At 69.3% G+C, this 20,885-nt stretch carries 15 protein-coding genes; 3 read left to right on the top strand and 12 right to left on the bottom strand.

Annotated elements, in window-relative coordinates; all coding sequences use genetic code 11:
- The first annotated feature begins 46 nt into the window (after window positions 1-46).
- The 3 genes from JYK02_RS17130 to argE all read left to right on the top strand — a co-directional run bounded on the left by JYK02_RS17130 (window position 47) and on the right by argE (window position 4,208).
- The gene (locus tag JYK02_RS17130) at window positions 47-1,501 is read left to right on the top strand and encodes a hypothetical protein (RefSeq protein ID WP_207052367.1); all 1,455 of its coding nucleotides are present in this window, start codon (window positions 47-49) and stop codon (window positions 1,499-1,501) included.
- A gap of 76 nt (window positions 1,502-1,577) precedes the next feature.
- Complete coding sequence (locus tag JYK02_RS17125; RefSeq protein WP_207052365.1) at window positions 1,578-2,993, top strand: hypothetical protein; 1,416 nt, start codon at window positions 1,578-1,580, stop codon at window positions 2,991-2,993.
- 72 nt (window positions 2,994-3,065) lie between these two features.
- Window positions 3,066-4,208, top strand: a complete 1,143-nt coding sequence (argE, locus tag JYK02_RS17120; protein ID WP_207052363.1) for an acetylornithine deacetylase — start codon at window positions 3,066-3,068, stop codon at window positions 4,206-4,208.
- 12 nt (window positions 4,209-4,220) lie between these two features.
- On the opposite strand, the gene JYK02_RS17115 is transcribed toward argE, so the two are convergent.
- From JYK02_RS17115 to JYK02_RS17060, 12 genes are all read right to left on the bottom strand, one after another.
- A complete protein-coding gene (locus JYK02_RS17115; protein ID WP_207052362.1) occupies window positions 4,221-4,943 on the bottom strand; it encodes a DUF2652 domain-containing protein in 723 nt (240 codons plus the stop codon).
- A 29-nt stretch (window positions 4,944-4,972) separates the two neighbouring features.
- Window positions 4,973-8,557 (bottom strand): transcription-repair coupling factor, encoded by a 3,585-nt coding sequence (gene mfd / locus JYK02_RS17110; RefSeq protein ID WP_207052361.1) that lies wholly within the window; start codon window positions 8,555-8,557, stop codon window positions 4,973-4,975.
- Between the two features lie 169 nt (window positions 8,558-8,726).
- Window positions 8,727-9,425 carry a pilus assembly FimT family protein gene (locus JYK02_RS17105; RefSeq protein WP_207052360.1) on the bottom strand — a complete coding sequence of 233 codons (699 nt, stop codon included), beginning with the start codon at window positions 9,423-9,425 and terminating at the stop codon, window positions 8,727-8,729.
- The gene (locus JYK02_RS17100; RefSeq protein WP_207052359.1) at window positions 9,422-10,648 is read right to left on the bottom strand and encodes a PilW family protein; all 1,227 of its coding nucleotides are present in this window, start codon (window positions 10,646-10,648) and stop codon (window positions 9,422-9,424) included. The genes JYK02_RS17105 and JYK02_RS17100 overlap by 4 nt, the downstream gene beginning before the upstream one ends.
- Entirely contained in the window at window positions 10,645-11,148 is a 504-nt protein-coding gene (locus JYK02_RS17095) for a type IV pilus modification PilV family protein (RefSeq protein WP_207052358.1), read from the bottom strand. The genes JYK02_RS17100 and JYK02_RS17095 overlap by 4 nt, the downstream gene beginning before the upstream one ends.
- Window positions 11,145-15,524, bottom strand: a complete 4,380-nt coding sequence (locus JYK02_RS17090) for a DUF4114 domain-containing protein (RefSeq protein ID WP_207052357.1) — start codon at window positions 15,522-15,524, stop codon at window positions 11,145-11,147. The genes JYK02_RS17095 and JYK02_RS17090 overlap by 4 nt, the downstream gene beginning before the upstream one ends.
- Entirely contained in the window at window positions 15,524-15,976 is a 453-nt protein-coding gene (locus JYK02_RS17085) for a c-type cytochrome (protein WP_207052356.1), read from the bottom strand. Before JYK02_RS17085 ends, JYK02_RS17090 begins: the two co-directional genes overlap by 1 nt.
- Before the next feature lie 25 nt (window positions 15,977-16,001).
- Window positions 16,002-16,700 (bottom strand): hypothetical protein, encoded by a 699-nt coding sequence (locus JYK02_RS17080; RefSeq protein ID WP_207052355.1) that lies wholly within the window; start codon window positions 16,698-16,700, stop codon window positions 16,002-16,004.
- A 198-nt stretch (window positions 16,701-16,898) separates the two neighbouring features.
- The gene (locus tag JYK02_RS17075) at window positions 16,899-17,219 is read right to left on the bottom strand and encodes a hypothetical protein (protein ID WP_207052353.1); all 321 of its coding nucleotides are present in this window, start codon (window positions 17,217-17,219) and stop codon (window positions 16,899-16,901) included.
- A 50-nt stretch (window positions 17,220-17,269) separates the two neighbouring features.
- Window positions 17,270-17,608 (bottom strand): c-type cytochrome, encoded by a 339-nt coding sequence (locus tag JYK02_RS17070; RefSeq protein WP_207052351.1) that lies wholly within the window; start codon window positions 17,606-17,608, stop codon window positions 17,270-17,272.
- Between the two features lie 43 nt (window positions 17,609-17,651).
- Window positions 17,652-19,286, bottom strand: coding sequence for a hypothetical protein (locus JYK02_RS17065; RefSeq protein ID WP_431603496.1), 1,635 nt, complete (start codon window positions 19,284-19,286; stop codon window positions 17,652-17,654).
- 67 nt (window positions 19,287-19,353) lie between these two features.
- On the bottom strand, window positions 19,354-20,685 hold the full coding sequence (locus JYK02_RS17060; protein ID WP_207052349.1) for a bifunctional glycosyltransferase/class I SAM-dependent methyltransferase: 1,332 nt from the start codon (window positions 20,683-20,685) through the stop codon (window positions 19,354-19,356).
- Between the last annotated feature and the right edge of the window lie 200 nt (window positions 20,686-20,885).

Below are 20,885 nucleotides of genomic sequence, written 5' to 3'. Positions count from 1 at the left end.
GGGCATTGATGGCCCATGGCGCGGGGTTCCCCGCGGGAGGACGCGGATGCGTGCTGGAGTCTGGCTGTCGCTGGTGGTGCTGTTGGTGGGGGGCTGCGCCGGTCGGCAGGAGCTGGAGACGCCGGACTACGAAGCCATCTACGACATGCCCCTGGAGGAGATGTGGCCGTCGGTCCGTGAGTACTTCACGGATGCGAACCTGCCCTACCGTGAGGACCGGGGCAGCCTTGTCCTGGAGACCGAGTGGAAGCAGGAGTTCGGCGGCTCGAAGATCGCCGGCTACTGGCACCGCTACATGGTCATCGGCAAGCGCGAGACGCCGACCAAGAGCAAGCTGTGGATCATCCGCATCACCAAGTCCGTGAACAAGGCGCTGGCGGCGCCCGGCAGGCAACTGGACTGGGGCACGAAGCGGGGACTGGGAGGCGACCCCACGCAGCGGGATCAGTTCGCGCTCGGGAACGGTGAGTACTCCATCTCCGTGGAGGACGAGGGAGACCGGCTGGCCTTCCCGGTGGGCGAGAACGCCTTCTACGTGGACTCCGGGCAGGGCACGCGCGACCTGACGATGGAGTGGCGCGTGTTCCGCGGCATCATGCCCAAGCTCGCGAAGAAGCAGCCGGTGAGCGCGGAGCAGCAGGTGGCCAAGGCCCCGGGCGCGAAGGACGCACCGGCGTTCACCGAGTGCGGCCAGTCCATCCTCGGCCTGAAGAAGCAGGCGAAGGCGGGTGGGGTGGTGCTGCTCGGAGAACTGCACGGCACGCAGGAAGTGCCGCGCTTCATCGCGCAGTCCGTGTGTCAGCTCGTCACGTCAGGCATGCCGGTGACGGTGGGCCTGGAGCTGCCGGTGGAGAACGAGGATCGCATCACCCATTTCCTCCAGAGCCAGGGCGGCGAGGTGGACTGGCTCAAGCTGATGGAGGCCCCCTTCTGGCGCAGCCCGTATCCGGACGGCCGTGGCAGTGAAGCCGTGGCCAACATGCTGGAGCAGCTGCGGCAGTTGCGCGCGCAGGGCCTGGACGTGGCGGTCTTCGTCTATGACCACCCGAAGCTCTCCGGCCAGCAGCGCGAGGACGCGCTGACGAAGACGGTGTTGTCGCAGGTGAAGGCGACCCCGCAGCGCTTCCACCTGGTGGTGAGCGGCAACATCCACTCCCGCACGGCGAAGGGCCTGCCCTGGGACAAGCAGTACCGTCCCATGGGCTACCTCTTGAAGGACCAGCTCGACGACGTCACCGCGTTGGACATGGCCTACGACAGCGGCACGGCGTGGATCTGCGCGGCGGATCAACAGGGACGCAAGCTGGACTGCGGTGTGAAGAGCGCGAAGGGCAAGGACAACGGCGACCGCTTCTTCGTGCACACCTGGGGCTCGACGAACAAGGAGGGCTACCACGGGGTCTTCTACGTGGGCCACGTGAGCGCATCCGAGCCCGCCATCCACAAGGGCCTGGGGAATCCGAACGCGGCGCCCGTGCCAGAGTCCGCACCGGGCTTGTAGCTGGCGCGGTGGCGATATGCCCCCGGCGCCCGCGGCGTTCTTCATCACATCGCGGAACGTGATGGAGGCACTGCGAATGCGCTCGATGCTGAGAATGGGATGGCTGGCGTTGCTCCTGGCGGTGGGTTGCGCCGGACGCCAGGACCTGGAGACGCCGGACCACGAAGCCATCTACGACGTGCCATTGGAGGAGATGTGGCCGTCGGTCCGGCAGTACTTCACGGAAGCGCATCTGCCCTACCGTGAAGACCGGGGCAGCATGGTGCTGGAGACCGAGTGGAAGCAGGAGTTCGGCGGCTCGAAGATCGCCGGCTACTGGCACCGCTACATGGTCATGGGGAAGCGCGAGTCCCCCACGAAGAGCAAGCTGTGGATCATCCGCATCACCAAGTCCGTGAACAAGACGCTGTCCCGGCCTGGCAAGGAGCTGGACTGGAGCTCTGCCGTTGGCCGGACACTTGACTCTGATGTTGGTGGTGGCGGGGGCCCGAGCGCCGAGGACGATGCGGACCGGCTGGCCTTCCCGGTGGGGGAGAACGCCTTCTACATGGAGTCGGGCCAGGGCACGCGCGACCTGACCATGGAGTGGCGGGTGTTCCGGGGCATCATGCCCAAGCTCGCGAAGAAGCAGCCGGAGAAAACAGGGCAGCCCGTGGCGAAGGCCACCTCCACGTTCACCGAGTGCGGCCAGTCCATCCTCGGCCTGAAGAAGCAGGCGAAGGCGGGTGGCGTGATGCTGCTGGGCGAGCTCCACGGCACGCAGGAGGTCCCGCGCTTCATCGCGCAGTCCGTGTGCCAGCTCGTCACGTCAGGCATGCCGGTGACGGTGGGCCTGGAGCTGCCGGTGGAGAACGAGGAGCGCATCACGACGTTCCTCCAGAGCCAGGGTGGCGAGGTGGACTGGCTCAAGCTGATGGAAGCTCCGTTCTGGCGCAGCCCGTACCCGGATGGCCGTGGCAGTGAGGCCGTGGCCAACATGCTGGAGCAGTTGCGGCAGTTGCGCGCGCAGGGGCTGGACGTGGCGGTCTTCGTCTACGACCACCCGAAGCTCTCCGGCCAGCAGCGCGAGGACGCGCTGACGAAAACGGTGTTGTCGCAGGTGAAGCCTCAGCGCTTCCACCTGGTGGTGAGCGGCAACGTCCACTCGCGCACGGCCAAGGGCCTGCCGTGGGACAAGCAGTACAAGCCCATGGGGTATCTCTTGAAGGGCCAGCTCGATGACGTCACCGCGTTGGACATGGCCTACGACAGCGGCACGGCGTGGATCTGCGCGGCCAACAAGCAGGGCAACAAGCTGGACTGCGGCGTGAAGGAAGCGAAGGGCAGGGACAACGGCGACCGCTTCTTCATGCACGCCTGGGACTCGCCCAACAACGAGGGCTACCACGGCGTCTTCTACGTGGGCCACGTGAGCGCATCCGAGCCCGCCGTCCTCAAGGGCCTGGGCAACCCGGATGCGCCTCCCGCGCCGGGCTCCACGTCCGGCCTGTAACCGACGGGCACGGGCACACTGGCGTCGCGGCGCGGGCGGTGGCATGGAGGTGGCCTGACTGGAGGCCGTCCCATGAGCGACACGCTGCCCGCGCTGCAGGCCACCCTGGCGGAACTGGTGGCACTGGACACCACGTCCTCGCGCCCCAACGCGCCCCTCATCGACTACGCCCAGGCGCGGCTGGAGGCCGCCGGCTTCACCGCCGAGCGCCAGCACTACACCGACGACGCGGGCGTGGCGAAGGTGAACCTCATCGCCCGCAAGGGCGACGCGGACCGCGCCGCGCTGGCCCTGGTGGGCCACTCCGACTGCGTGCCCTATGACGCCGCCTGGACGGACGCGCTGCGCCTCACCGAACGCGACGGCAAGCTGTACGGCCGCGGCGCCTGTGACACCAAGGGCTTCATCGCCTGCGCGCTGCACACCGCCACGCGCAAGGACCTGCCGAAGCTGGACGCGCCCCTGCTCGTCATCCTCACCGCGGACGAAGAGGTGGGGCTCGTGGGCGCGAAGAAGCTGGTGGCCGCGGGCCTGGGCCGCGCGAAGCACGCCATCGTCGGCGAGCCCACGCGCCTCATCCCCGTGCGCGCCAACAAGGGCTACTGCCTGGCGGAGGTGGAGGTGCTGGGCAAGGAAGGGCACAGCGCGTACCCGGAGCTGGGCGCGTCCGCCATCTTCCGCGCCGGCCGCTTCCTGCAACGGCTGGAGACGCTGGCGAACACCGTCCTGCGCGAGGACCGCGACGAGGGCTTCCAGCCCCCCTTCACCACGGTGAACGTGGGCCTCATCCAGGGCGGCAAGGCGAAGAATGTCCTGCCCGGCTCCTGCCGCTTCACCGTGGAGTGGCGCCCCATCCCCGGCCAGGCCGCCGAGCGCGTCCCCGAGATGATGGAGCACATCCGCCAGGAGCTCACCCGCGACGAGCCCGCCTACGAGGCGCGCATCAAGGTGCTGCGCATGGACCGCGGCGTCCACACGCGCGGCGACGCGGACGTGGTGCGCTTCCTGGAAGAGGTCAGCGGCAACGCGTCCGAGACGGTGTCCTTCGGCACGGAGGCCCCCCAGCTCACGGAGCTGGGCGCGGAGGCCGTGGTGTTCGGCCCCGGCGACATCCGCGTCGCGCACCAGACGGGCGAGTTCGTCCCCATGCAGGACCTGGTGCGCTGCGAGGCCGCCCTCACGCAGGCCGTGTCCCGCTTCTGCACGGGCGGCTGAGCGCGCGGCGGCTCAGGGCTTTGGCGCGTCGATGACCTCGACGTTGCGGAAGCCCTGGCACGCCTCCTTGAAGCCGAGCACGTACTTCAGCGACCGCAGCTCCAGCATGAGCTTGCACCACAGCTTGCGCAGCAGGTTGGGGCGCGGCGCGGGCACGCTCGTCACCAGCGCGCCCAGGTCGATGTAGTGCGTCGCCGTGCGGCCCATGCCCTCGAAGTCGTGCTCCAGCCCCTGGCTGAGCTGGCGCAGCTCCGGCTCCAACCGCTGGTGCACCGCGTCCGTCATCAGGACGTATTCGGAGATGGGCACGTCGTTCTTCAGCATCCGGTGCAGGAGGATGACGTCCACCCCGGCCAGCTCCGTGAGGTGTTTCACCTTCTGGAAGGCCACCTCCCCGGCGTGGGCCACGAACTTGAGCGTCAGGTTGCCCACCTGCGTGCACCCGTCGCACCTGCACATGCGGTCAATGACGAGTTCTTCCCGGCGCTCCAGGAAGGCGCGGCGGATGGCCGCGACCTGCTTCGCAATGGGCGAGGTGTCCTCGCCCACGGCGTAGAAGAAGGCCGCGTCGCCTTCCAGCTTCGCCAGCTTGAACCGGCCGGACGCGTCGATGACGGCCTCCAGCAGCTGCGCCACCGTGTCCTGCGCGTGCGCGAGGCCGAAGCGGTGCTGCCGCATGAAGCGGGTGTAGCCGCCGATGTCCGCGATGAGGAGCAGCGCCTTCTCAATGGCCATGCGCGCCCAAGCCTAGCTGAAGCCCGGCGTCAGTGCCGGGGCAGCGCGCAGGTGCCCACGTCGCGCAGCAGCTTGTGCGCCTCCGCGAGCAGCGCGTGCCCCTTCACCTCCGGAGGCACGCGCGCGATGAGCTTCATGTCCGGTGTCAGCCGGTAGAAGCCCTTGGAGCGCTGCACCAGCCCCGCCACCTTCGCGCCGTCCAGCAGCGCGTCGCCGCCCAGCGCCAGCGACAGCCGGCCCGGACCCGCCTCCAGCGCGCGCAGCCGCAGCTCTCGCATGTCGATCTTGAGCAGCGTGACCTCGGAGAGGGCGTCCACCTCGTCGGGCGCCTCGCCGTAGCGGTCCACCAGCTCCGCGCGCAGGTCCGTCACCTCGTCCGGGTGGCTGGCCTGGCTGAAGCGCTTGTAGAACACCAGCCGCTGGTGCACGTCCGCCACGTAGTCGTCGGGGATGAGCGCCGGCATGGGCAGGTTGATGTCCGGCTCCACGTGCACCTTGGGCGGCATGCCCTGGAGCTCCGCGACGGCCTCCTCCATCAGTTGCGCGTACAGGTCGAAGCCAATCTCCGCGATGGCGCCGGACTGTTTCTCGCCCAGCAGGTTGCCCGCGCCGCGGATCTCCAGGTCGTGGCTGGCGATGGAGAAGCCCGCGCCCAGCTCCGTGAAGTTCTGGAGCACCTCCAGGCGCCGCTGCGCGTCCTTCGTCACCGGGCGGCGGGTGGGCACCAGCAGGTACGCGTACGCGCGCTCCTTGCTGCGGCCCACGCGCCCACGCAGTTGGTAGAGCTGCGCCAGACCGAACTGGTCCGCGCGGTTGACGATCATCGTGTTGGCGCTGGAGATGTCGATGCCGCTCTCGATGATGCTCGTGCACAAGAGCACCTGGAACTTGTGCTCCGTGAACTGGAGCATCACCTTCTCCAGCTGCCCCTCCGCCATCTGGCCGTGCGCCACGCCGATGGAGACGTTGGGCAGGAGCTTCTTCAGCTCCTGCTCCATGGAGGGCAGGGACTCCACGCGGTTGTGCACGAAGAAGACCTGGCCGCCGCGGGCGATTTCCCGCTCGACGGCTTCCTTGATGGCGGCCTCGTCGTACTTCATCACGAAGGTGCGGATGGCGCGGCGGTCCTGCGGCGGCGTGGCGATGATGCTCATGTCGCGCACGCCGGACATGCTCATGTGCAGCGTGCGCGGGATGGGCGTCGCCGTCAGCGTCAGCACGTCCACCTGCGTGCGCAACCGCTTGAGCGCCTCCTTCTGCTTCACGCCGAAGCGCTGCTCCTCGTCCACCACCAGCAGTCCCAGGTCCTTGAAGGACACGTCGCCAGCCAGCAGCTTGTGCGTGCCGATGACGATGTCGACCTTGCCCTCCTTGGCGCGGCGGAGGATGTCGCGGATCTCCGGCGGCTTGCGGATGCCGGAAATCACCTCCACCGTGACGGGGTAGTCCTTGAAGCGCTTCTTGAAGGAGTGGAAGTGCTGCTGCGCCAGCACCGTGGTGGGCACCAGCACCGCCACCTGCTTGCGATCCAACGTGGCCTTGAAGGCGGCGCGCATGGCCACCTCCGTCTTGCCATAGCCCACGTCGCCGCAGACGAGCCGGTCCATCGGCTGCGCCTTCTGCATGTCCGCGAGCACGTCCTCGATGGCCTTCGCCTGGTCCGGTGTCTCCTCGAACTCGAAGTCCGCCTCGAACTGGGCGAAGTAGCGGTCCGGCGGCGCGAACGCGTAGCCCGGGTGCGCCTTGCGCGCGGCGGCCATCTGCAGCAGCTCCGCCGCCATCTTGAGCAGCTGCTCCTTGACGCGCTTCTTCGTCTTCTCCCAGCTCGTCGTGCCCAGCTTGTCCAGCTGGACCTTCTCCGGGTCGCCGCCGGTGAACTTCTGGATGAGCCGCATGCGGCCCACCGGCAGGTAGATCTTGTCCCGCCCCGCGTACTCCAGGACGAGGAAGTCCCCCGGCACGCCCTGCACCTCCATCTTCGTCAGGCCCGCGTAGCGCCCGATGCCGAAGTCGGTGTGGACGATGAGGTCGCCTTCCTTCAGGTCCTTGAAGCCCGCGGCGAACGCGTCCAGCTTCTTGCTGCGCTTGACGCGGCGGCGGGAGCGGACGCCGAAAATCTCTTCATCCGCGAGCACCGCCAGCCGGCCCTCGGGGTCGGTGAAGCCGTGGCTCACCTCGCCGGTGAACAGGTGCGCCCAGATGGCCGGCTCGTAGAGCTTCGCCGGGTCCTGCAGCGGCTCCGTGTGCACCTTCACCATCACGGACCGGTCCAGCAGGAGCCGCTTGAGCCGGTCCGCCTGGCTCAGGGTGCCGCACGCCACCGCGCACGCCACGCCCGTCTCACGCCAGCGCTGCAGCCGCTCCACCAGCGGGGTGAGCGCGCCCTCCTCGCCGTGGTGCGCGAGGATGGCCTCGCGCAGGTCCTGCGTCGTGCCGAAGGTGAAGGCCACGGGCGCTTCGGACTGCGACAGCGACAGGCCGCCGCCCTCCACCACGCGCAGGGCCTTGAGGCCCGCGGCCACGCCCTCGCGCGTGAGGAAGTGGTGCTCCGGCGGGTAGGTGAGGTCCTGGCGCGCGTCCGCCTCCTCCACGCCCTTCGCCAGCTCCGCCCACAGCTCCTCCAGCGCGCGGTCCAGCCCCACGGGGTCGTCCAGGTAGACGACGGGCTCCGGCGCCCACGCGCGCAGGTAGTCGAACACGGAGGCCAGGCCGCCCTCGAAGAAGCCGGGCAGCAGCCCCTCCAGACCGAAGCCGGGCAGGCCCTCCCGCAGCGCGTCCAGCCGCTCGCGCAGCTTGATGGTGGGCAGGTTGATGCGGTCCGCCACCGCGCGGGCCGCGGCCTCGGCGCGCGGGCGGGTGTCGTCGGTGAGCAAGAGCTCGCGCGCGGGCACCAGGTCCACGGTCTTGAGCGCGTCCACGGTGCGCTGCGACTCCGGGTCGAAGACGCGGATGGACTCGATGGTGTCCCCGAAGAACTCCAGGCGCACCGGCCGCTCGTACAGCGGGCTGAAGACGTCCAGCAGACCGCCGCGCACGCTGAAGGTGCCCTTGTCCTCCACCAGCGGGCTGTTCTGGTAGCCCATCAGCGCCAGCTTCCGCGCCAGCGAGTCGCGGTCGAAGTCCTGGCCCACCTCCACGCGCTGGGCCAGCCCCTCCATCACCCCCAGCGGCAGCACGCGGCGGTGCAGCGCGCGCAGGGACAGCACCAGCGCGGGGAACGGCGTGCCGCGCGCCAGGTGGAACAGCGCGCCCAGCCGCTCCGTGATGGGGCCCGCCTCCGGCGACAGCTCGTCGTACGGGAGCACCTCGTCCGCGGGCAGGCGCAGCACGCGGGGCTCCAGCAGGCTGCCGGTGCCGCCCAGGAAGAAGGCCAGGTCGTGCGCGAGCGCGTCCGCCGCCTCCTCATCCGCGGCCACGCACACCAGGGGCGCGCGCAGCTCGCGGTGCAGGCGGGCGAGCAGGTGCCCGCGCGCCGCGCCCTTCACCCCCTGCGTCCGCGCACGGTGCCCCGCGCGCAGGGAGGCCAGCAGCCGGGCGAAGGCATCACCCGAGGGAGGAGGGGGGCCGCCGGGCCAGGACGTGCCGTCGGACTTCGGAGGAAGAGAGGTATCCATTCGAGGGCCCGTGTGGGGCCCTCGGCTAATTAGGGTGCGCCCTGTCCCAAATCAACGCTGGATACGGGCACCTGTCGTGTCCAGGGAACGCACCGGACGGCCGCCGGGCGGGGAGGCTCACGCGCGCCCGGGACACAGGAAGGTCCCCGGGCGCGCGCAGGTCACATCCTCAGGGCGGCGCCACCGCGCACGCCGCGGCCAGGCGCGCGTCCTTCCGGGTGGCGTCGCTGGTGGTGGCGGCCAGCGAGTCGCAGTCCATCACGCTGGACAGGCCCGTCAGCGGCTCCACCATCAGCACGCTCTTGGCCCGTTTGGACGTGAAGAGGAACTGGATGGACTCGTCCTTCGGGGCCATCTCGGCGATCTTGCCGGGCTGGCCGAGCAGCCCCTTCATGCAGTCCTGCTGGAGCACCGGCCGGCCCGTGCCCGGCAGGAAGCACAGGTTGTTGATCTTCGAGGCGTCCATCGTGGCCGGGATGACGATGTCCGGTCCCGTCTGGCTGCAGCACGCGGGCGTATCGCGGCAGGTCGTGTTCACGCAGGCGGTGATGGGACACTTGTCCACGCCCCACGGGTCTGGCGTGCTGACGTCGTCACCGCACTTCATCTGCTCCCAGCGGGCCACGGTGTACTTTCGGCCATCCGGCTGGAGGACGTTGGGCTTCACCACGATGCGCACCGGCTGGCCCGTGCTGATGGCCAGCTGGCGTGCCCGCAGCGCGGACGACCACAGCTCGCGCGTGGCCGTGCTCTCCCGTTGCCCACCGATGCGGGTCTGGACGCCCGCCACCGCCAGGCCCACGAAGATGGCCACCACCGCCACGGCGGTCATCATCTCCAACAACGTCATGCCACGCGTCTGCTTCATGGAGTCCCCGAGGCCGGCGGCCGCGTCAGGCCCACCGTCATGTTGCGTGCCGCGACGCGGAACGTGTAGCGACGGCGCGTGTAGCCATCCTTCGCCAGGCCTTCTTCATCCGTGCCGGTCATGTTCGCGTCCCGGTTGATGCGCCGCGTGCGGATGACCAGCGTCACCTCCAGCTCCCGCACCCGCTGACGCAGGCGCTTGATGACCTCTTGCGTCGTCGTCGGGGCAGCCAGGGTGTTCCCTGACGACGACTTGTCGTCCGTCTTGCAGATTCCCAGGTTGTACTTCGCCACGTCGCAGTCGGAGATGGGCGGATGGGGGGTGCTCGGGGACAGCGGGTTTTCGCCCGGGTACCAGTCCAACTGGTTCTGGTTGATGCCCAGGTTGACGACGCCCTCCCTCACGCTGAGCTGCTCGACGTCGCGGCTCAGGACGGACCAGGTCGTCGTGCCCGGGGCCCGGTACTCCAGCGTCGGGATGCCGCCCTTCCAGTTCACCCGGTAGGCCGCGCCGCTCAGCCGCAGCGCCACCCAGTTCTCGATGTCCCCCCCGCTCTTCTGCCAGTGCCCCGGCGTCGTGGAGCAGATGGAGGACTGGGGGAGCGCCGTGTTGATGGTGAAGGACGAAAGCGTGCCGGCCGCTCCGGGCGTCACGGCGGTGATGCTGACGGGGCAGGCCATCTTGTTTCCACCGCTCACCAGCACCGCGAGGGCCGGGCCCGTGGGGGTGACCATGGCGGTGGAGGCCTGCGGCCGCGCGCAGAAGATCGAGGGCGTGGTGTCCCGGACGGTGTCCTTCCCCTGGCAGGCCGACAGCGTGATCATCCCGTTCGTGTCCCCCCAGTAGAGCTGGAGCGCATCCGACACCGGGAAACCGGCGGGCGGGGGCTCGTAGCCCCCCGGGTCCGCGCCCAGCGTGGTCCCGGCGCCCGTCTTCAGGTCCGGCTGGTGCCAGACCGTGATGGCCGAGCGCTCATCGGTGTCCGAGAAGGAGATGGGCGTGTTGCCCATGCCCATGCCCGCGCGGGACACGTCCAGCGTGAGCATCTCCTTCACGGCCCGGCCGGTGACCTGGGCGGTCATCGTCTGTTCCTCGAACAGGGCGCGCTTCTGCATCTGCGTGCCCACCACCAGCCCCGTGGTGAGCACGATGACGCCAATGGCACTGGCGATCATCACTTCAAGGAGCGTGAAGCCCCGGTCGTGGAGAGAGGAGGGTTTCATGGCGCCATTCGACTCTGGAGGACCACCATCTGACGGCCCGCGCGGATGCCCGGCTCGTCCCAGCTCACCGACACGCGCACATTCACCAGCGTTCCGGTCGTCGCGCCCACGAGGGCGCGGGTGAGGGCCGGCTCGCCCACCTTGCCTCCCTCGATGCTGCCGGGGATCTTGGAGTTGTCCACGTCCACGGTCACCGTGTACTTGCGCGCGACGACCGTCGGATCCACGGGGGCCGTGTCACGCAGGAACCCCTCCGACGTCTGGTAGACGTCGAAGGTCTCATCCGGCACGTCGCAGTTCACGCGGCCCTGGCAACCCACCTGGAGGAATCTCTCCAGGGTCTGCTCCGCGATGATCTGCGCCTGGTTGGCGGTCAGGGTGCGGCGGTTGGAGCGGGTCGTCTGGCTCACCACGGTCATCGCCGCCGCGACACCCAGCAGCATGACGGCCATGGTGGCCATGACTTCCAGCAGGGTGACACCCCGTGAAGCGCGCTTCATTGCGGCAGTCTCCCGTCAGGCAGCGGTTCCCACAGCATGATCTGCGAGCGGGGAACGCCGCTCGCGCCGCTCTCGTTGTTCCACTTGTTGCTGCCCTGGACCGTCATCTTGCCTGTCGCCGTGAGCACGAAGAGGTGCTCGTCGTGGACCACCGGCGGAGAGATGGCGTGGCCCGTCAGGTCCGACCTGCTCAGCGTGCCCGTATCCTTCTCCGCGGTGTAGGACTTGCCCTTGGCGGTCGCGTCCAGGTTGCAGATGTCCGCGGCCTGGCCCACCGCCGTCGCGGCGAAGACCTGCTTGGCGCTGATGGCCACGCCGCCCCACAGCTTCTGGCCCGGGTCCATCTTCTCCACCCACAGGGGCTTGAGCTCCGCGCACGGCTTGGTGCCGTTGGGGTCCGGGTCTTCGTAGGCGAGCAGATGGTACTGGTACGTGGGGCTCTTGGGGTTCGGCTCCTTGTAGCCGTCCGTGTACTTGTCCGGGCTGTCGCTCGTGCCGAAGTAGAAGCGCACCGCCGGGCCGGCGTCCGTGCTGATCTGCTGCACCGCCATGTTGGAGTAGAGCTGCTGCAGCTCCAGGTCCGTCTGGCTGGCGCCCGGGTAGTTCTTCAACCCCGAGGACGCATGGGCGATCATGCACTTCTTCACCTGGCTGCCCAGCTTGCGGCCCGTGTCGACGCTCTTGAGGTTGACGCGCCAGACGCTGCCCGCCGTGGTGGGCACGTACATGACGTCGTAGGAGCCGTCCTTGTCCAGGTCCAGCATCGCCGTCTCCGCCGCGATGCCCGAGCCTTGTTCGAAGGTGATGACACCCGCGTAGTCGCTGGAGCCGTACTTGAGGGGCTTGCCCGTCTTCATGTCGATGATGAACACCGCGCCCGCGCGCAGGGTGCCCGGCTCGTAGTCGGTGCCCACCACGGCCGCCCAGCGCCGGTCCTGGTCCGCCGCGGAGCCCCAGGAGATGCGAGCGATGGAGGGCGCGTGCCGGGAGCCGCTGTTGTCCGGCAGCAGCACCGTGCTGTCCTTCGACTGCGCCTCCGAGAAGGCGCTCGCCACGTCCACGTCCGCGAGGCTGAACTCCCACAAGGGCAGCGGGTACCAGGACTTCGTCGGATCCGTGATGTCGAGCGCGAAGACGACCGGGTTGCTCTTGCCCGTGGCGGACACGAGCACCGTCTTGGCGCCCTGCTGCTTCTCCTTCGTGGCCGAGGGCTTCCAGTCGTACTTGATGGAGGAGCCCCAGTCGTTGCGGTCACCCAGGTCCACGTTGGCGATGCTGGGCGACGCGTCCATCTGCGGACGCACGAGCGTGCCCGAGTTGCGGAAGCGCACGTACTGGTTGCGGTACTGGCCCAGCATCTTGTTGGGCATGTAGGCGAAGACCTCCTCGCCCGTGCCGTACGCGCGCTTGGCCGGCGCGGCCGGGGTTCCGCAGCCCTCCGGAACGAAGTAGCCGCGGTACTGGTCCTTGTTGACGCAGCCGTCGCGCAGACCATTGCGGAAGTCGCCCGTGTCGAAGCCGTGGAGCACACCGGTCATCGTGCCCACGTAGGCCCGGGTGCTCCGCTTCTCCAGGGGCGTCATGAAGTTCTTGCGGTAGAGGTCGCGCTCCGCGGGCTTCGCGTTCTGGTACCAGTTGTCCTGGTACGGAGGCACCGCCACCGCCACGGTGGAGAGGTTGATGCCACCAAACGGCCAGGGCCGGTACTTGTTGTTGCTGCCCGTGGCGTTCACGTTCTCGTAGCCGTACAGCCAGTCCACCAGGAACTGGCGGTCGCTGTAGGGGGCCGGAGACGGCAGGGGCAGGACGCTGCAGGTGCTGTCGTGGTTCAGGTCGTACAGGTAGCGGCCATCAATCTCGCTGTACGTGTTGCAGAGGGTCGCGGGCAGCAGCGTGGAGCCGACTTCGAGCACGTCCTTGACCTCCTTGCGCACGCCCCCGTCGTTCATCGTGTAGAGCTTGCGGGTGAGCGGGTCGGAGCCGGCCAGCGACAGGGCCATCACCCGCCCGGCCTCCCAGCGCAGCTTCGGATCCGCCACGTTGGTGACCTCGGGGGACTCCGGGTTGTAGAGCGACTGGAGATACAACCGGCCGCGGATGCCGAAGTCCTTCGCGCCGTCATAGGCGCGGATGCCGGCGGCGGGCAGCGTGCCCTCGTTGCTCCAGTTCACACCCCACGCCTGACCCGGCGTCTCGTTCACGCCCCAGACGGCGACGTTGCCCAGCGTGCTGGGGCTGGAGCGCGAGTAGGAGCCGGAGCGCACGGCCTGGTAGCCGATGTCCACGTCGTCGATGATGGGACGGCACAGCTCGTTGGGGCTGCTGATGTCCACCTTCCAGCACAGCTGCGAACCGGTGAGCCCCAGCGCCAGGATGTCGATCTCCACCTCCTGGTCAGGGTACTCCCCCGTGTTGTTGAAGGGCACGGGCACCCAGGTGGGCGACGAGTTGGGCTGGTACTTGCCATTGCCGTCCAGCACGCGGCAGTCCACGGCGATGGAGTAGGTGATGGTCGGCTTCACGCCGCTCGACGTGCACGCGCCCGCGGCCTCTTCCGTCCAGCAGGGCGCCTTCGTGCAGGCAGGGGGCGTGTAGCAGGGCGTCTGCGTGCAGCCGGGAACCTTGGTGCGGATGCCCGTGGGGATGTTCGTGGGCGGTCTGGCGGGGGTCGCGTACGGGGCGACGTCGTCCTGGCGGCGGAAGCGGACCTTGGTGATGGTGAAGTCCGGGCCCAGCTTGTCGCCCGTGTCGCCCATGACGTCCGAGGTGATGGTGGTGGACTTGGCGCCACCGCCGTTCTCCTTGTTGATCATGAACACGATGTCGTTGAAGTCGCGGTCACCGCCGCCGTTGAGGTCCTCGAAGCCGAGGATCCACCGGAAGGGGTCCGTGGTGGGCGCGCCCACGATGACGTGGGGCATGTAGTTCATCCGGTCCACCGCCGGCTTCAGATTCCCCACCTCCGTGCCAGGGCGCATCACCGTCACGCGCTCCTTGGGCATGGCCAGGTTGTTGTACGCCGGCGTGTTCAGGCGCTGGATGGTGCCCTGGTCCAGCCAGCCACAGGCCTTGTCGTTGGTGTTGACGATCTTGCACGCCTTGCTGCTGGCGCTGCTCGTGCACTGGTCGGAGTAGTCGCAGCCGATGTTGCGCTCCGCCACCTTGTTGTCCGCGGGCGCCAGGAAGTTCTGGTCCAGGTTCCAGGTGGCCTTGGAGAAGAACACGGACACGGACGTGCGCAGGTGCAGCAGGCACCTGCCGTCCTCCACGGCGTCGTTCGCGTAGGGCTTGCGCTTGAGGCAGGGGGCGACCGTGTCGTTGTCCAGGTTGTGGCGGTAGTCGTAGTAGACGACGGCGAAGAAGACGATCTCCTTGCCACCCTCGACCAGGCCCAGGTTCACCCGGCGGTCCTTGGTGTTGATCTTGTCCCAGTCCGCGTAATCCGGATCCTTCGGATCCGGCTTGGGCAGCTTGATGCCGCGGAAGTCGTACTCGGAGACGTTGTAGTCCGGGACACCGTCGTTGGTGTCGGAGCTGTCCGCGACAGGGCCCAGCTTGCGGAAGACGGACTCACCGTCGTCGTCGTCCACCAGCAGGAAGACCATTCTTCCGATGCCCTTGTTGCCGTTCGCCGGCGAGGAGGGCTCGAGCAGGTTGGGGATGTGCGGGAACAGGCCCCGGTCGGACGCGTCGTCGTCGCCCAGGTCCACGGGGTCGTTGTCGTTGCCGGTGACCGGCATCGGCGTGCCGACCCAGTCGGTGTTGAAGTTGTACTGGCCCGTGATGCGGCCCGGACGCGCGTCCGTGGTCTCCAGGTCCTTGTCGAACTGGCCCTTGCAGTCCGCGGTCATGGCCAGTTCGGGGTAGACGTAGGTCTTTCCCCCGGAGGTGAAGGTCTTGCGCGGCGAGCACCGCGGCGAGGCGCCCACGTACTTGATGGGGAGGACGGTGTCGTCGTCCGGCGTCAGGTTGTAGATGGCCTCGTGCAGGTCGAGGATGCCGTTGTTGTTCTTGTCGACGAGGTTGCCGCTGGCGTCCGCGTAGCCGCGGGCCTTCACGTCATCCATGTACATGTAGCCGAGCGAGTGCGAAGCACCGGCGGACTCGTACACGTAGTCGATGGTGACCGTCTGGTCGAACGGGAAGGTGATGTTCTCCGAGTCCAGCTTCTTGAGGTTGGTGTTGAGCTGGAGGCGGCCGTCCTGACGCAGCAGGATGGTGTTGTTGGCGACGGTGAGGCCGTCAGGGCCCAGCTTGAAGTCGCCCTGCTTGTCGTTGGCCAGGTCGTCCTGGCAGAGCTGTTGCGCGTTCGTCAGGGACGGCGTCGCGACCGTCAGCACCAGCGCCGTGAGGGTTCGTTGAAAGAGCGTGCGCATCACTTCTTCCCCTGGTTCTTCGGCTGGGACTTCGCCTTCGCTTCCGCCTCGGCCTTCTCACGCACTGCCCGCTCCGTCACCAGTTGGTCCATCTGCTGACGCAGCATCATCTGGCGCGTCGGTGGCGGCGCGACCGTCACGGTGGCCAGGAAGCTGGTCAGGGCGTCCAGGTCATCAGGTCCCAGCAGGCGCGTGTCGCAGTTGGTCTTCGGGTTGATCCGATGGGGGGACTGCACCCAGGTCTGGACCTCCTTCAGGTTCTTGCGGCGCAGGACCTGGTCCATGTAGGGGCCGACAGGGGCGCGGGCGCCCTGCACCCCCTTCGGCTGTGGTTCCGTGGGGGTCCGGGCCTGGTGGCATTGGGCGCAGGCCTTGGTGAAGGCCAGTTCGCCTCGGTCCTGGGCGCTCGCGAGCGCTGGGAGCAGGAGCAGCAGGGGAGTCAGGCGTTTCATGGGGAGCTCGTGTGGGAGGAAGGGATCACGGAATGGTGATGACCGTGGTTTCCGGCGCCTTCTGGTCCGTGGGGTTGTTGTAGGTCATGTCCGGGCCGCAGCCCTTGGTGATGCAGCCGGGCGTGAAGATGGACTCGCCCGTCGTGTTGGTGACCAGCGCCTGCACGACAGAGCGCGTCGGGCGGCCGTTCGCGCTGGTCACCTCGCCCACGGCGAGGATCCACAGCTGCTTGTTGCTGTCGGTGTCCGGGTCGTTGTCGCCGTCCAGGTCATCCCGCACGAAGACGCGGTAGCGCACGTAGCGCTGCTCCGGGTAGTCCACGCCCGCCGGGACCTCGGTGGTGTCCAGGTTGGTGGTGAGGATGCGGTAGTCGTTCCACTTGCCCGGCGCGGTTCCCGGGAGCAGCTCGTACCAGCGGGGATTGGCGGAGGCCAGGTCCGGCACGTCGGTGACGGGCGTGCCCACATAGTCCTGCAGCTTCAGGGTGCTGGCGACGCCGACGCCCGTCATCATGAGGCGCACCGCCTCGCGGCCTTCCGCGAGGCCCGCCTCGGCGGCGAAGAACGCCTGCTTCTGGCGGCGGGTGTCCGCCTGGGTGTCGGCCTCTCGGCCCACCACGCTGTAGCTGAGCATCACCGCCATCGTCACGACCGCGACCACGCCCAGCGCGAGCAGGAGCGTGAAGCCACGGGACCGACGGCGGAGGGTTGGGCGACGCACCATCTGGGGGGCTCCTTCGCGTGCCCCTGGGGGGAGGCACGCCTTGGGAACCCCATTTCAGCAATCTTCGTGCCGGGATGTCAGGGACCCAACCCGCCGGAAAGAGGGACCCCTGCGGAAGGGTGGGTGCCGTTTGACGTCAGGAGGCTGCGCAAAGTTTGCGAGCCCCCCTCATTCTTGCGAGGTGGGCGCGGCGCGGTTTCAGCGCTGGCCGCCGCGGATGGCGGCGCGCAGGCGGAGCATGTCGTCCAGGACGCCGGGGTCCACCAGCTCCAGCGCGGCCCTCTGGGAGAGGGCGCGGGTCTGCTGGCGGTACTCCTCCTCGTCCTCCTCGCCACCGCCCTTGCCACCGCCGTCGCCGCCCTTGCCACCGCCCTTGCCGTCGCCGCCCTTGGGCATCAGGGCCACCGGCTGGGAGATGCCCGGCTCCAGGCGGGGGAAGGCATTGGCGTCGGCGCGCACCGACGTGAAGAGGCTGACCATGGACAGGCAGAACACGATGGCGACGGTGAGGGTCTTCATGGCGGCTCCAATTCTCCCAATCCCCACGACGCCCGGGCGCGAAGGGTTATTCACGGGGCCTTCTCCTGGGGCTTGAAGGTGCGGATGTATCGCACCAGGGCGTCCATCTGCTCCGGGGTGAGCCGGTCCTTGTAGGCCTTCATCCTGGGGTTGTGGGAGGAGCCGTTGGCGATCACGGCGCGGATGTCGGCGTCCGACTCCCGCTTCTGCCAGGCGGCGCGGCTCATGTCGGGGATGGACTCCTTCTGGCCCATGCGTGTCTGGGCGCGGCCATCCGGGCCGTGGCAGTTCTTGCAGCTCTTGTCCCAGAGGTCCGCGGCGTCCTCCGCGTGGGCTACGGCCGGGGCGCACAGCAGGAGGGTGGACAGCAGGAACCACCGCGTCGTCATGCACGGTCTCCGAGGGAGGGGGAGCCCCAGTATAGCCACGCGCTCAGGAACCGGCGCGGGGCCAGAAGGGCGTGTCGGAGCGGCCGGGGGGCTGGAGCCAGACGGACTCCAGGAAGCGCACCGCGTTCTGGTCCGCCGGGTCGTTCCGGGTGAACAGCGCCTGCGCGCTCGCGAGCACCGCCAGCGTCGCGAGCCCCGCCGCCCAGGCCGTGGGGGCCACCGCGCGTCCCGCCGCGTCCCGGCCCAGCGCCGCGAAGACGGCCGCCGCCACGGCCGCGAGCGCCGCGAGCAGCACCGCGCCCGCCAGCGCCGTGGGCAGGCCCAGGAAGGCGAGGAGGTTGGGCGGGTGGTAGCCGTCCAGCAGCAGCGGCCGGGCCAGCCCGAGCACGGGGGTGGAGACGTCGTCGGGGATGTAGTTGACGAAGGTGGCCAGGCCGGTGACGAGCACGGACGCCGCGCACAGCATGGCCGCGATGCCGGACAGCACCGGCCGGCCGGCGCCGCGCAGCCGCTCCAGCACCAGCCCCGCGGGCAGCAGCAGGAAGGGCACCAGCCCCGTGAGGTGGCGCGGCCCCGTGGTCCAGCCCCACGAGTCGTAGGTGAACGACGAGGTGAAGTACGTGTAGCCGGCGAGCGTCGCCGCGGACATCCAGAAGAGGGCGCGTCCTTCCGGGGACGTGCGGCCCAGGCGCTTGAGCAGCACCAGGCCGGGCAGCGCGAGCAGCAGGAAGGGCGACAGCGTGAAGAGCCCTCGCAGCGGGGAGAAGAACGACAGCGTGAAGGCGCGCGGATCCGGCGTGCGGATGCCCAGGAAGCCGCCCAGGTGCCACGGCTGGTAGGCCGCGTCGTTGAGGTGCTTGTAGCCCGTCTCCAGCGGGTGCCCGAACGTGGCCTGGTGGTAGAGCCCCAGCGCGACGACGAAGGGCAGCGCGCCCAGCACCGCGAGCCCCGTGGCCCGGCCCAGCTTCTTCAGCCGCTCAGGCCACGGCTCCGGCGTGCCCAGCACGGTGAGGACGGCGTAGAGGACGAGGCCCAGCACGCCCAGCGCGCCGGTGTACTCGGCGGCGACGGTGGCGCCCGCGCACGCGCCGGCCACGACGTAGCCGCGCTCACGCCACTCGCCGCGCGACAGCCGCCAGAGCGCGTAGAAGCCCGCGAAGAGCAGCACCGCCGTCGTCTGGTGGCTCATGAAGAGCAGCGAGTAGCTGAACGCGAGCGAGCCCAGCGCGTACGTCACCGTGACGCCGTCCGCGACGACGGGCGACAGGAACGCGCGCAGGAAGCGGCGCACCCCCCACAGCAGCCCCAGCGTGGGCAGCACCGTGAGGAACAGGCGGCTGAAGAAGACCAGCGGCACCTCCGGCACGGCGTAGCGGTGGCCGCCGCCCACGGCCCTCAGCGCCGCGTACACGGGCACCGCGGCGAAGGACAGGAGCGGCGCCTTGGAGGGGTAGTAGCGCCCGTCCATCACGGACAGGTCGCCCACCGGGCCGTAGTCGCGCAGGGCGCGGTTGATCTCCAGCGTCCCGTCCTCCACCAGGGCGCGCGTCTGCCACAGGCGGCACAGCTCGTTGGGGGAGCGCAGGCCCGGGTGGTACGGGAAGAGGACCACGTAGAGCGCCGCCACCGTGGCCCACACCGCCCCCGGCAGACCGGGGGCGCGGGGCGCGGGCGCCACGCCAGGTGGCGCCGGGACCGCTTCGACGGGCGGCGGGGTGGGGTGGGGCGCGGCGCTCACGCGGGCATCAGACGGCGCGGCCGACGGCGAACAGGCTCATGCCCACGGGCAGCTTCACCTGGCGCTCGGCCTGGGCGAACAGGGGGGCCATCGTGTCGAAGAGCTTGAGCTGGAGCTTGGGCACCGCGCGGCGGCGCAGGAGGCGGCTGTTGACGAACCAGCCCGGCAGGCCGACGAGGTTCATCCACTCCAGCGTGTCCACGCGGAAGCCGTTCTGTTCCAGCACCGCGCGCAGCGACTCTGGCGTGTAGCGGCGGTAGTGGCCCACGGCCTCGTCGATGGCGCCGAACAGCTGCGGCAGCGCCGGCACGAGGATGAGCACGCGGCCGTCCGGCTGCAGAATCTGGCGGAAGCGGCGCACCGCGGACGCGTCGTCCGGGATGTGCTCCAGCACGTTGGACAGCACGATGGTGTCCAGGTTCTCCGCCTTCAGCGACTCCCAGTCCGCCAGCGCCACGTCGGACAGGTAGGGGCGCACGTGGGGCTTGCCGCGGAACATGTTCTTCAGGCGGTCCACGTAGAAGCGCTCCACCTCCAGCGCGACCAGGTGCTCCGCGCCGTCCTCCAGCTCGCGGGTGATGGTGCCGATGCCGGCGCCAATCTCCAGCACGCGGCGGCCCATGTGCTCGCGGAAGCGGCGGCCCAGCCACTGGTTGTAGTGGGTGGCGCCGTCCATGCGCTCCAGGGTGGAGTAGCCCTCGTGCTGGTTGTCCGCGTCGTCGCGCACGGTGGCGTAGCGCACCAGCGTGCGCAGGCGGGCCAGGTGCGCGGAGGCCGGGCGGCGCGGCACGGCCTGCAGCGGCGGCAGGGCCACCTCCGTGAGGCGGAAGAGCTGCGCGGCCAGCTTCACCACCAGCTCCGCGTCCACCGCGTCGTCATCGCTGGTGAGCTGGATGGAGCGCAGCGCTTCCGTGCGGAAGGCGCGCAGGCCGGTGAGGGGATCCGTCAGGGCCACGTCGGTGACGAAGCGGGTGATGCCGCCCAGCGCGCGCTCGGCCACCATCTCCGGGGACATGCCGGGGCGCCGGCCGAAGACGCCGTCCGCGGTGTCGTCGCGCAGGGGCTGCACCAGCGCGTCGTAGCTGTCCGGCGAGTAGGCGGCGTCGGGGTCCTGGAGCACCGTGTGCGTGCCGGTGACGAGGGGCAGCGCGGCGCGGATGGCCGCTCCCTTGCCGCCCTGGGCGGCGAGGACGTGGACGTTGGGACCGGGCGTGACGTCCACCGGACCTTCACCCGCGAGGACGACCTGGGCCTGGCCGGAGAGCGCGTGGGCGAACCGGGCGGCGGCGGCGGCGGTCGCGGGCGTATAGGGCAGGACGACGGAGAGAGCAGGAACCATGGCGCCGCTCACTACCACAGGCGCTTCCGGGGTGCGCGTTCACGGACCGGATCGGATGGATGAGGGGCATCCAGGCGGCGTCGGTTGGATGGACAACCCGCCCGGCCCGTTGCACGCTCCGGATGTTATTCCCCCCAGCTCGATGTGGGTGCAGGTCGGGTCCGGAGGCTTTCCGGGCCGTTAGCGGACCGCCCGCGGCA

This window comes from Corallococcus macrosporus (assembly GCF_017302985.1).
GTDB classification, from domain to species: domain Bacteria; phylum Myxococcota; class Myxococcia; order Myxococcales; family Myxococcaceae; genus Corallococcus; species Corallococcus macrosporus_A.
This window is presented reverse-complemented; position numbering and strand designations above follow the sequence as displayed.

Bases quoted from the DNA above. Each gene is read 5' to 3' on its own strand.
- JYK02_RS17105 (WP_207052360.1), bottom strand. From the start codon at position 9,425: ATGAAGCAGACGCGTGGCATGACGTTGTTGGAGATGATGACCGCCGTG.
- JYK02_RS17125 (WP_207052365.1), top strand. From the start codon at position 1,578: ATGCGCTCGATGCTGAGAATGGGATGGCTGGCGTTGCTCCTGGCGGTG.
- JYK02_RS17070 (WP_207052351.1), bottom strand. From the start codon at position 17,608: ATGACGACGCGGTGGTTCCTGCTGTCCACCCTCCTGCTGTGCGCCCCG.
- JYK02_RS17095 (WP_207052358.1), bottom strand. From the start codon at position 11,148: ATGAAGCGCGCTTCACGGGGTGTCACCCTGCTGGAAGTCATGGCCACC.
- JYK02_RS17130 (WP_207052367.1), top strand. From the start codon at position 47: ATGCGTGCTGGAGTCTGGCTGTCGCTGGTGGTGCTGTTGGTGGGGGGC.
- JYK02_RS17080 (WP_207052355.1), bottom strand. From the start codon at position 16,700: ATGGTGCGTCGCCCAACCCTCCGCCGTCGGTCCCGTGGCTTCACGCTC.
- JYK02_RS17115 (WP_207052362.1), bottom strand. From the start codon at position 4,943: ATGGCCATTGAGAAGGCGCTGCTCCTCATCGCGGACATCGGCGGCTAC.
- JYK02_RS17090 (WP_207052357.1), bottom strand. From the start codon at position 15,524: ATGCGCACGCTCTTTCAACGAACCCTCACGGCGCTGGTGCTGACGGTC.
- JYK02_RS17085 (WP_207052356.1), bottom strand. From the start codon at position 15,976: ATGAAACGCCTGACTCCCCTGCTGCTCCTGCTCCCAGCGCTCGCGAGC.
- argE (WP_207052363.1), top strand. From the start codon at position 3,066: ATGAGCGACACGCTGCCCGCGCTGCAGGCCACCCTGGCGGAACTGGTG.
- JYK02_RS17060 (WP_207052349.1), bottom strand. From the start codon at position 20,685: ATGGTTCCTGCTCTCTCCGTCGTCCTGCCCTATACGCCCGCGACCGCC.
- mfd (WP_207052361.1), bottom strand. From the start codon at position 8,557: ATGGATACCTCTCTTCCTCCGAAGTCCGACGGCACGTCCTGGCCCGGC.
- JYK02_RS17100 (WP_207052359.1), bottom strand. From the start codon at position 10,648: ATGAAACCCTCCTCTCTCCACGACCGGGGCTTCACGCTCCTTGAAGTG.
- JYK02_RS17075 (WP_207052353.1), bottom strand. From the start codon at position 17,219: ATGAAGACCCTCACCGTCGCCATCGTGTTCTGCCTGTCCATGGTCAGC.